The 9,396-nt window shown below is 41.6% G+C and carries 8 protein-coding genes and 1 other annotated feature; of the genes, 2 read left to right on the top strand and 6 right to left on the bottom strand.

What is annotated here, in order from left to right:
• Both AB4653_RS06925 and trpR read left to right on the top strand, forming a co-directional pair.
• Window positions 1-1,462: transglycosylase SLT domain-containing protein (locus tag AB4653_RS06925; RefSeq protein WP_372103654.1), on the top strand; the 1,462-nt coding region annotated here is incomplete at its 5' end.
• 172 nt (window positions 1,463-1,634) lie between these two features.
• Window positions 1,635-1,931, top strand: coding sequence for a trp operon repressor (gene trpR, locus AB4653_RS06920; RefSeq protein ID WP_009848461.1), 297 nt, complete (start codon window positions 1,635-1,637; stop codon window positions 1,929-1,931).
• A gap of 117 nt (window positions 1,932-2,048) precedes the next feature.
• On the opposite strand, the gene yjjX is transcribed toward trpR, so the two are convergent.
• The 6 genes from yjjX to bamD all read right to left on the bottom strand — a co-directional run.
• Window positions 2,049-2,570, bottom strand: a complete 522-nt coding sequence (gene yjjX, locus AB4653_RS06915; protein ID WP_009848462.1) for an inosine/xanthosine triphosphatase — start codon at window positions 2,568-2,570, stop codon at window positions 2,049-2,051.
• A complete protein-coding gene (locus tag AB4653_RS06910; protein ID WP_009848463.1) occupies window positions 2,533-4,911 on the bottom strand; it encodes a bifunctional diguanylate cyclase/phosphodiesterase in 2,379 nt (792 codons plus the stop codon). Before AB4653_RS06910 ends, yjjX begins: the two co-directional genes overlap by 38 nt.
• A 353-nt stretch (window positions 4,912-5,264) precedes the next feature.
• Window positions 5,265-6,440, bottom strand: coding sequence for a prephenate dehydratase (pheA, locus tag AB4653_RS06905; protein WP_009848464.1), 1,176 nt, complete (start codon window positions 6,438-6,440; stop codon window positions 5,265-5,267).
• Window positions 6,441-6,452: 12 nt separating this feature from the next.
• Window positions 6,453-6,574, bottom strand: a sequence feature (Phe leader region).
• A 110-nt stretch (window positions 6,575-6,684) separates the two neighbouring features.
• On the bottom strand, window positions 6,685-7,020 hold the full coding sequence (hpf, locus tag AB4653_RS06900; RefSeq protein ID WP_004735034.1) for a ribosome hibernation-promoting factor, HPF/YfiA family: 336 nt from the start codon (window positions 7,018-7,020) through the stop codon (window positions 6,685-6,687).
• Window positions 7,021-7,444: 424 nt separating this feature from the next.
• Window positions 7,445-8,869 carry a lytic transglycosylase F gene (locus AB4653_RS06895; protein ID WP_309598818.1) on the bottom strand — a complete coding sequence of 475 codons (1,425 nt, stop codon included), beginning with the start codon at window positions 8,867-8,869 and terminating at the stop codon, window positions 7,445-7,447.
• 157 nt (window positions 8,870-9,026) lie between these two features.
• Window positions 9,027-9,396 (bottom strand): outer membrane protein assembly factor BamD (gene bamD, locus AB4653_RS06890; protein WP_372103651.1); only part of this gene is annotated, 370 nt, incomplete at its 5' end.

Raw genomic sequence — 9,396 nt, 5'->3', positions numbered from 1 at the left:
TGGCCGTGGTGTTGATGATAACTGTGATTCACTTTTCGAAAGTTGGGATGAAGCGGGCTTAAGAACGGATCAGCTGATTCTGGACAGAATGCTTTTAGCGTTCGAGAGTCGAAACGGTAAGTTAATGAGCTACTTGGTTAAGCAATTAGATCATGATGAGTCAATTACTCAAGCGAAGCAGATGAAGGCGTTGTACAACAAGCCTGAAGATGTACTCGCGTTTGCTAAGAAGCACCCAGCGAATGAATTCTACCAAGCACAAACCGAATTTGGTTTCGAGAAGCTAGTAAGGAAATCCGCAAGCAGCGCTCAAGAGGTTTTTGATGATGTTGTGAAAGCTCAAAAATTTTCGAAAGAAAAATCCCAAGAGCTCGCGGATTACCTAGCGTTCCGCTTGATCAATACCGACTCTGAAGAGTTGATGGCGTGGCGAGACAAAATGCTCGCGAGTTCATCAAAGCAAGTTTTGCTGGAAAGACGTGCTCGCTTAGCTATTCAACATGCCGATTGGACGGGTTTGAAAGAGTGGATTGCGCGCTTAGATGGTAAACATCAAGCTTCGCTTCGCTGGCAGTATTGGCAGGGTAGAGCTGAGATTGCGCTAGGCGATACTGCTGAAGGTAATAAGCGATTGTCAGACATTTTGGGTCAGCGTAATTTCTATAGTGTGGCTGCCGCTAAGCAATTAAATAAGCCTGTTAGCTATCCAACGTCGACCCTTAAATACAGTGCAGAAATGGTGAAACCATTCGACACTTCTTTGGTTCGCATAGGTGAGCTGATTGAGCGAGATAAAATAGCGGCTGCAAAGAGTGAGTGGCGCTGGTTATTAAGTCATGCAGATAAAGAGCAAAAAGCGATGCTTGCTGCTCATGCTGCGACACAGCGATGGAATCACTTTACGGTAACGGCGAGTATTTCTGCGAAGATGTGGGATAACATTGCGTTACGTTTCCCTGTCGCTCATAAGTGGTGGTTTAATTTCTATGCCGAGAAGCACGATCTCGATCCAATTACTTTGATGTCTTTAGCAAGACAAGAGAGTGCGATGGATTCAGAGGCTCGCTCTCCAGTTGGCGCGCGTGGCATCATGCAAATTATGCCAAAGACGGCGCAATACACGGCTAACAAACATAAGATTAAGTACCAGGGCAGCGATGATCTTTATGATGTAGGTAAGAATATTGAGATAGGTAGTCATTATTTAGATGGCCTACTCGCTCAATATGATGATAACCGCATCTTCGCATTTGCCGCGTATAATGCTGGCCCTAGTCGTGTGAAACAGTGGCGATCTCGCAGCGATGAAAAGCTCGATGCATTTGCTTTTATCGAGATGATCCCATTCAAAGAGACTCGTGGTTACGTTCAGAATATCTTGATGTTTGAGACTTACTATCGAGATATCCTGGGTGAGAAAGGGACGTTTTTAGCACCTCACGAGGCAAAAACGAAATACTAAGCTTTCTGTATTTTTCTCCAAGCTGAGTAATATTAAAGGCAGTGAGTGCGAACCATTTCCACTTACTGCCTTTTTACATTGGATCACATCAAGTGTTTCGGTATAAAGTGTTCGACGCTTTCAATCGTTAAGCGACTCTTTAAAGTCAGAATTTAAAAGTAAGTGTAGAGATATGGCATCACAACCTGAATATGAGAATTGGCAACAACTGATGGACTTGGTAAAGACGGCTGTCGAAAAAGATCAGCATGAACTATTGTTGACCATGATGATGACACCAGACGAGCGAGATGCTTTAGTTGCTCGAATTAACATCTTTTGTGAGTTGATGAAAGGTGAGATGTCTCAACGACAGGTTAGCCAAATGCTGGGAGTAGGCGTCGCGACGATAACCAGAGGCTCAAATGAGCTAAAGGCCAAATCTGAACAAGAGAAAGCCGTGATCGCCGACCTTTTGCTCAAACAATAACTGAGTCAAGCAACCTCTGAGTAGTGTGTCTATTAATTCGATAAAAACGCTAACTGAATGTTAGCGTTTTTTAATTCTGGTGATTGTTCTCTGAGGCTTTCGAAGTTTAGCGAAGATCTAGATAGGAAAGTGCTCTGGATTCACAAATGGGATCAGCGCTAAAATTAAAGCCTGATGATAGACAGAGCTGCGTGTTAGTTGGTTATGCGTTAGTAGGCCAATCGCACCGCCTTTTTGTTTGATATTATCGGTGCCAAACACTTCATCCATCACATCCCCTAGCTCGTTCGCATGTTCTAACTTTTCAAGTACTGCAGGTGGCAACATCAAACTTGCTGAACGCGATTCTCCACGTAGGCCATTTGCTTCGATCACCATCCATGCAAAGGTAACGTTTTTTTCTATTCCAGCTTCTAATCCCACATAAAAATCTGCATTAGGCTGAGCTTGGATCGTGTTGTAAACACGATTTACCGCACCTTGATAGGTTTCGTCGTTGCTCATGGGTTGATCGGCGACGCCACTAGGGACACTGATGCCTTTGAAATCAAATTCAGTATCAGGAAAAGCCGATAAGAATGCACTTTTAACGGCGCTAATTTTAGCTGGATTCAGCGATGCGATGATTACAGATTTCATGTGGTTGATTCTTTTTATTATCGATAAAATTGAGTTGATGCTGTCGGTACCATTCCGTCAGCTCTTCTAATGGCATTGGCTTACCAAAATAATAGCCTTGTAGCATATCGCACTGCGCATCTTGTAACCACTGATGCATGCATTGAGTTTCAATTCCTTCGGCTGTGACCTTTTTCCCTTGAGCATGGCATAGCCCGATAATGGGTTTCACTATGTTCTGGTTATCTGTCTCAATCAAGGTGTCCAAAAAGGTTTTATCCAATTTAATCTTCTGAGTTGGATATTGAACCAGTTGAGTGATCGAGGTGTAACCAGAACCAAAGTCGTCGATTGCTAATCTATAGCCCATGTATGATAACTGGTTAAGTAATGGGAACCCCTGAGAGTTTGAGTAAAAGGTTTCTGTGATTTCAAAATCGATCAAATTGGGCGGAATCTGATTGATTTTCGCATGCTCTTTGATGAAATCAGCAAGGTGAGTGGTTTTAATCCCGGCTGAAGATAAGTTAATCGATAGCTGAATAGAGTGATCGAATTGAGCTTGAAGTTGATGGAATGAAGCAAATGCATTCTGGATAACCCAGCGATCAATTATTTCAAATAATCCGGTTTGTTCGGCGATAGGAATGAATTCATCGGGTGGCACTAAACCAAGGTGTTTTGAGTGCCAACGTAATAGCACTTCTACACCAATAATATAACTTCCTGTTGAGTCCATATAAGGCATGTAAACGAGCTTAAACTCTTCATCAAAATTATTTTCTCTGAGGGCGCTCTCAATACTGGCTTGACGCTGAATGGTTTTATCTAAGTCTAACGAGTAATCTGCGAATTGGTTTTTACCTGCACGTTTGGCTTGATACATCGCGGTATCAGCATTCGAAAGAAGCTTCTCGATTGTATCGCCATCATTAGGGTGGGTCGCAATACCAATACTGACCGTAATCGGGAAATTACCTGACTCGGTGACAAACCCCTTTTGTAGTGGGGTGAGTAAATCATTCGAAAATCGATGTGCGATATTTTCTTGGTGATTTGGAGCATTAATGTATACAACGAACTCGTCCCCAGAAAGTCGGGCTGGCAGACAGTGGGCATTTAATTCTGTTTTGTAGTGGTTACAAATATTGGAGATACGCTGAGCAAAACTGACGAGAATCGAGTCGCCGATCTGATGCCCGTATTTGTCGTTCACAAATTTGAAGTTATCTAAATCAAAGTAGAGAACCCAGGTTTCGGTGTTCGAACTAGGTTTTGACAACGACTGCTGCACGAAGGTTTGAAACTGGTGCCTATTGGCTATTTGGGTCAACTGATCATTTTCTGCCAACAACTTAGTCTGTTGGTACGTGTCATCCAACTCTTGGTACATATCATAAAAGCGTTGGGATAAGCGCCCCAACTCATCATTTGTTCCTAGGCGCTCAATGTTTTTTCTCTGTTTTTTCTCAACCTCTTGAAGCTGCCTATCTAAACGGGTGATCGGGTTTATCACCCAGCGAGATAGCAGGATCAGCAGTAAGGTAACACTGACAAATGCAGATAGGGCAAAGGATAGGCTCAGTTCATTCCAGATAGATTTGAGTTTGTTGTCTAATAAGAATGGTGCAGGATCGAGCGTGGCGTAGAGGCCAGGTGCTAGCTTTATAGATTGTGTTAACTCACGCCCCTGTGTCACTAACGTAGGGGTAAAAAACAAACTAGTTTGATAGTCGAACTCTATCTGTTTTCGTAGTGAATTAAACTTATCAAGAGAGACAGATACAACCACAAAAAACACATTGTTGGGTGGATCGTTTATTGGTGTCGAAACTGTTTTTTTATCAATAACATCATAATGAACTAATACCCCTTCACCTTGGGAATTCTGTATGTAGTCCGTACTCGAAGTTGCTAACGTTTTTTGATATTGATGCTCAATGAACTCTAATATCTTGGGATCCATTTTTGCGAAAGGATCATTGGTATTGTCAGCGTAATATTTAAGAGCTCGATCGCTATCAAGCAACGCGACCCTTGTAAAACTGTCGTTACCATCTTGCAGTAACTTAATCGTTTCGTTTAGGTTATCAGTCAGTTCACGTTGGTGGTCGACATTTTCATCAACCATAAAATAACGCTTAACCAGGTCACTATTGGTGAGGGTGTAGGAGTAATTGTTGAGGAAAGAACGAGACTGTTGAAAATAGCCTGCTAATTTTTCCATGCTTAATTGCAGTGCATTGTCTTCACGTTTGATAAAGCTGTTTTTTTGCGTGGAATAGATGATATAGCTAGAAGCCGCTGTACTGAACAGTATTACGGGGGCAATCACAAGTAATATTTTAGTACTTAGCTTCATGGTTATTCACAACATGGTTTATAAATTTTAGCGCGCAAGTTTATGTTATTTCGAGAGTTCTTGCCATCGATTATATTGTGTTTGAAGAGTTTTGTTTGGGTTTTAAGTTTTTGTATTTAATGATTAAATTATCAGTAATGAGTGTTTAAGTACGGTGGGGGTGATTGAAGTGGATAGGAGTGAGAATCAGTAACACAACCAATTCCTTTTTAAGTATACAGACTTTGCGTATTCCTTAGTTCGAGTTTTATTCCATTAGTTACTTTCTTTTAGCATTTGGCCTGCAGTAGGCCAAATGCTTGTATTAGTGAAAAGCTTATAGCAGTTAAAATGGGGGAACAGATAATAAAAAGTTAAGACAACTTAACTTGAGTAGCCTTAATGTTCTCACTTGGGTAACAACCTAACACTTTTAGGTGACGAGTTATGGCTGTTAGTTCCGTTATCGCTTGCTGCATATTATCTGAATCTAAGTGTGCTTCTAAATCCACATAGAACATCTCTTCCCAAGGGTTACCCATGATAGGACGAGATTCCAGCTTGGTCATGTTAATACCTAAGCGTTGCAGAATCAGCAGTGTTTCAACCAAAGAACCGGCTTCTTGAGAAGTCGACATGATGAGTGTCGTCTTAGCTGGGATCTGAGTCGATACTTCAACAGGCTTACGAGCGACCACGATGAAACGAGTGTGGTTCTCAGTTTGATTTGCAATGTTGCCTTGGATTGGTTGAAGTCCATAAAGCTTGCCGCTCGATGCATTACCAATCGCTGCCACATCATCACCGTCTAGATCTTTTACCTTTTTCATAGCATCAGCTGTGCTTGCACAAGATTCAAGGCTGACATCTTTAAGGCGGCTTAAAAACTCACTGCATTGTTGATGAGGTTGTGGGTGCGAATAGAGCGTTTTAATGTCTTCTAAACGAATATCATTTTTCGCGACAAGGCAGTGTTCAATCGGTTGAGAAAGTTCACCAACGATGTAAAGCGTTGTGTGTTGTAGCAGATCGTAGACTTCGTTAATTGACCCTGAACTGGTATTTTCAATCGGCAGTACACCGTAGTCGGCATGGCCCGATTCTACAGTCGATGCGACTTCTTTGAAGTGATTACAGTTCAGCTCAATCAATTCCATATTCTTGCGGCTGAAGTATTCACGGCTCGCAAGGTGAGAATACGATCCCTTAGAACCTAAGAATGCAACGCGAGCTAGTGGTTTACGGCTTTGTGGATTCGCAAGGTTTTGCAGGTATGACTGTTGCAGCAGAACCGAATCTTCAATGATGGTATGAAACAACTTAGTAATGTACTGCGCATCAAGCTCGTATTTATCTTTACCGTTGTTGATCAATTTGACTAGTAGTTGTTGCTCTCGTACTGCATCACGAACGGGTTTTGACGTTTCTACCTTGCTTTTAGCGACTTCGATACTCAGCTTACGACGCTCTGAAAGTAATTTTAGGAGTTCGTCGTCTAAATCATTGAGACGAAGGCGGATATCATCTAGTGAAATTGTTCGGTCAGTCATAAATGTGTCCTTATAAAAAAGCCCCCCTAGTGTGGGAGGCTTCTTGTTCGTTTTTGACTTGTTTTTCTAAAACGACTTAGCCTCCGATTTACGGAAGAAAAAAGAAGTCAAAAATAAACAAAGAGTGAGAGTGCATAAAAAGTGATTGTTTTATGAATGTTTAAACACAATAAGCAAGCGAGCTACGAGCGTCAAGCAAAAAAATAGCGCCCTGAGGCGCTATTTTTTAATCTGTCATATTTCCTTATTCTACTTCAGCTTCTAGCTCTTCGATTTCAGGCTTTTCAGCGCGGCGCGCTTCTGGTTTATGGCGCAGCTTGTTGAGTTGACGCTCTAGTTTTTGTTCTACTTCGTTAATAGCTACGTAGAGGTCGTCATGAATTGATGAAGCAACAAGTTGGCCTTTTGGTACCGTTAGAACGGCTTCAAATTTTTTCTTTTTATTTGGTTCTTCGCTAAAGCTCGCTTGGCAGCCAATGATGTCTACTTGCCATTTATCCAGCTTCTTAAATTTGCTTTCTATGTGATCACGGATTGCAGAGGTAATGTCGATATTTTTACCAGTGATGTTCATTTTCATAGAAGTTTTCCTCTGTTGTATCCCTCATGGGTTAACTTCAGATTACGACTTTTAGGAATAAAGAATGTGATTTAGATCTTGTTTTGGTTGGGTGGGATAAGCATTAAAATCAAATGTGATCTCACGCAAGTCTTGATATCTTTTTGTCGAAAAATACTTGTTATCCCTATGAAAAACGATAAGTTGGAGGCAAGGCTTCGCTAAAAATTAAACCAGTTTTTAGGGGCGGACTACAGCCTATAGAAAGTGCTTGATTGAAATTTACTCAATAGTGTTTTGTGATATAGGTATCATGATGTAGCTCTCTGCGTAAGCTTCTTCAGAATTAGATAAACAAAAGCCGCATAAGTTTTCTTATGCGGCTTTTATGTTTTTAACCTTATCTAACACCTTTGTTCCTCAAGCTCTGATGTTAAGGGCGAAGTTAATCGTTAGTGTTCAGTAATCTCGCTGTACCGTCCTCTCGGATGGCATTGATTGCTTGCAATTGTTTGTAAATGACGAAGTAACGATTGATGTTGGCGACATAGGTTACGGGTTCTTTACTCACGTACTTACGAGTGATGATTTCCACGTTTTTAAACCAGATATTTGGGTTATAACCCTTTTTTTTAGCAATGTTCCGCATCTTTCTTATCTTAGCGGGGCCGGCATTGTAAGAAGCTAAAGTGAAGTAGATTTGATTGTCAGGCGATATCGCTGGATCGTCAAAATATCGGTCTTTGATAAAGCGCATATATTTCACACCAGCATGGATGTTGTTATCCACCTTATGTATGTTTTTTATATTGACGTTTTTGTCTTTGGCGGTACTTGGCAACACCTGCATTACACCGATGGCGCCTCGGTGAGAAACCCTGCTTTGATCAAGTCCAGACTCTTGGAAACCTTGAGCTGACATCATCAAAGGGTCGAATTCGTATTCATTCGAATATTTTTCAAAGACATCTGCCAGTTTTGCCACTCGGTCTACTTTATTTGGGTTGAGTGCTCGCCCTAACCAACGAGTGTTGTCGATGTATTTATTATAGATAACGTTCCCAAGTAGAGTTCCTGTTCGTGCGGTCTTTACGTATTTGTTGATCTCTTTCTTTAGCTGAGGGCTGTCTTTTCTCAGTGCCCAAGCAATTTGACCATTTTCACGCAGCGGCAACTCAGTGTGTACCTGAATGTTTTCCATAACATCGAGCCAGAGCTTAGCTTTGTGGCTATCTAGAACTGTACCTTGTATATAACCCTGATTAACTAGTTCTATCAGCTCGTAGTCTTGCAATGATTCTTCGATAAAGTGGACATGCAGTGGTGGTAAACCTAGTGCGTTAAGCTCTTTGTTGACTCTTTGAACACTCTCGAAGTAACTTGAGCTAGCTCGGATCCAGACCTCTTGACCACTCAATTGCTTGATTTCGGTGATAGGGGCAGAATTTTTTCCGGTGATAATCAGTTCTTTCCCATCTTTGATCATTGGATCGGAAAAATCGATGACACTTAACCGCTTGTCGGTGATCGTTAGGTTGGCGACAGCGACATCACCGTAACCAGATTCTAACGAGGGGAGTAGATCATCTCGTTGCACGGGGATGATTTGAACGTTGAGATAGGGGTGCTTCTTACGAAGACTTTTCTCAAAGTGGTAGAGCATTTCTGCCACAATACCTTTTGGCTTGCCATCTTCTATGTAGTAAAAGCCCAGATCAGCCGAAACCAATACTCTCACTGTTCCTTTTGTTTTGAGTACATCTAAGTCTCCCATGTAAGGTTGATTGCTCAATGGGGACAGTTCTAATGCGTTGGAAAGTTGGCTAAATAACCCGATCCAGATAAATAATAACATCCTGCTCACATCCACACTCCATGTTGATGTTTTGTTAAAAGTTATCTATTGAAGATACTGCTTATGTTGCCATTCATCAAGTTTACCAGACGAAGTTCAAAAAAAATCGCGCTAACAAATTAGCGCGATTTTGAAGTGATTGTTTTAGTTAACGACGAGTGTGATTCGCTGACTAAGGCAGTGGATTGAGCTCGATTAACTTTTCTGTTCGTAACACTGCGTCTTCTAAGCCTAGTTGTTCATAAGCTTCTAATTGAATGTCTAAAGACTTACGTGCAGCAATGGTGTCAGGGTAAGTCTTCTGTAACTCTTGTGTTCTGTTTATAGCTGCAATCCAAGCTTCACGACGCAGGTAGAAATCAGCGGTTGCTAAGTCATACTCCGCTAGGCGGTTTTTCAGTGCGAACATGCGTTTTTGTGCATCTTCAGCGTATGGGCTTGCAGGGAAACGTTCTAACAGTCGTTTGAAATCAGCAAATGCAAGTTTCACTGGCTCTGGATCTCGGTCGCTACGATCGATATTAAAAATATCATGCATGAAG

The sequence above is a fragment of the Vibrio sp. 10N.222.48.A3 genome (genome assembly GCF_041475345.1).
In the GTDB taxonomy this organism is placed as follows: domain Bacteria; phylum Pseudomonadota; class Gammaproteobacteria; order Enterobacterales; family Vibrionaceae; genus Vibrio; species Vibrio tasmaniensis_A.
The sequence above is the reverse complement of the archived record's forward strand: the minus strand, read 5'-3'. Positions and strand labels throughout refer to the sequence as shown.